Annotated in this window: 2 protein-coding genes; both read left to right on the forward strand. The window is 63.8% G+C overall.

Annotation, left to right across the window (positions count from 1 at the left end):
- Positions 1–176 (forward strand): proton-translocating transhydrogenase family protein (locus tag KW849_RS30940; protein ID WP_218433894.1); only part of this gene is annotated, 176 nt, incomplete at its 5' end.
- Positions 173–1,232, forward strand: a 1,060-nt coding sequence (locus KW849_RS30945; RefSeq protein ID WP_218433893.1) for an NAD(P)(+) transhydrogenase (Re/Si-specific) subunit beta, incomplete at its 3' end; no start/stop codon positions are given. The genes KW849_RS30940 and KW849_RS30945, both read left to right, overlap by 4 nt.

A 1,232-nucleotide genomic window follows, 5' to 3' on the forward strand; every position in this document is an offset into this window, starting at 1 on the left:
TGACCGTGACCCCGCTGGGCAAGACCATGGGCACCCTGGCCGTGGCCCTGGCCGCCGTCAACGTGTTTGGTGGCTTCCTGGTGACCCGGCGCATGCTGGAAATGTTCAAGAAAAAAGCGGCCAAAGCTCCGGCTGCCAAGGCCGAAGCAGTCAAGGCCGAGGTGCAGCAAGCATGAGCATGAACCTGGTTACTTCCCTGTATTTGATCGCCTCGGTCTGCTTCATCCAGGCGCTCAAGGGCCTCTCGCACCCCACCACGTCGCGTCGTGGCAACCTGTTCGGCATGCTCGGCATGGGCCTGGCGATCCTCACCACAGTCGGCCTGATCTACAAGCTGGGCGCCGAGCTCGCGCAGGACGGGATCGTCTACGTGATTGTCGGCCTGCTGATCGGTGGCACGGCCGGTTCGATCATGGCCAAACGCGTCGAAATGACCAAGATGCCCGAACTGGTCGCCTTCATGCACAGCATGATCGGCCTGGCCGCGGTGTTCATCGCCGTGGCTGCCGTGGTCGAGCCGCAATCCTTGGGCATCGTGCAGAACCTCGGCGATGCGATCCCGGCCGGTAACCGCCTGGAGCTGTTCCTCGGTGCCGCCATCGGTGCGATCACCTTCTCCGGTTCGGTCATTGCCTTCGGCAAGCTGGCCGGCAAGTACAAGTTCCGCCTGTTCCAGGGTGCACCGGTCCAGTTCAGCGGCCAGCACAAGCTGAACCTGCTGCTGGGCCTGGCCACACTGGGCCTGGGCGTGACGTTCATGCTCACCGGCGACTACACCGCCTTCACCGTGATGCTGGCCCTGGCCTTCGTGCTCGGCGTGCTGATCATCATCCCGATTGGTGGCGCCGACATGCCCGTGGTCGTGTCGATGCTCAACAGCTACTCCGGCTGGGCAGCGGCGGGCATCGGCTTCTCGCTGAACAACTCGATGCTGATCATCGCCGGTTCGCTGGTCGGCTCAAGCGGTGCGATCCTCTCGTACATCATGTGCAAGGCGATGAACCGCTCCTTCTTTAATGTGCTGCTGGGTGGCTTCGGCAATACCGCAGAGGCGGCCGGCCCAGCGGGTGCGAAAGAAGCCCGTCCGGTGAAATCCGGTTCGGCTGACGACGCGACCTTCCTGCTGACCAACGCCGACACCGTGATCATCGTGCCGGGCTACGGCCTGGCGGTCGCGCGGGCCCAGCACGCGCTGAAAGAACTGACCGAGAAGCTGACCCACCGCGGCGTGA

Source organism: Pseudomonas sp. PDM26 (assembly GCF_019219185.1).
Lineage (GTDB): Bacteria > Pseudomonadota > Gammaproteobacteria > Pseudomonadales > Pseudomonadaceae > Aquipseudomonas.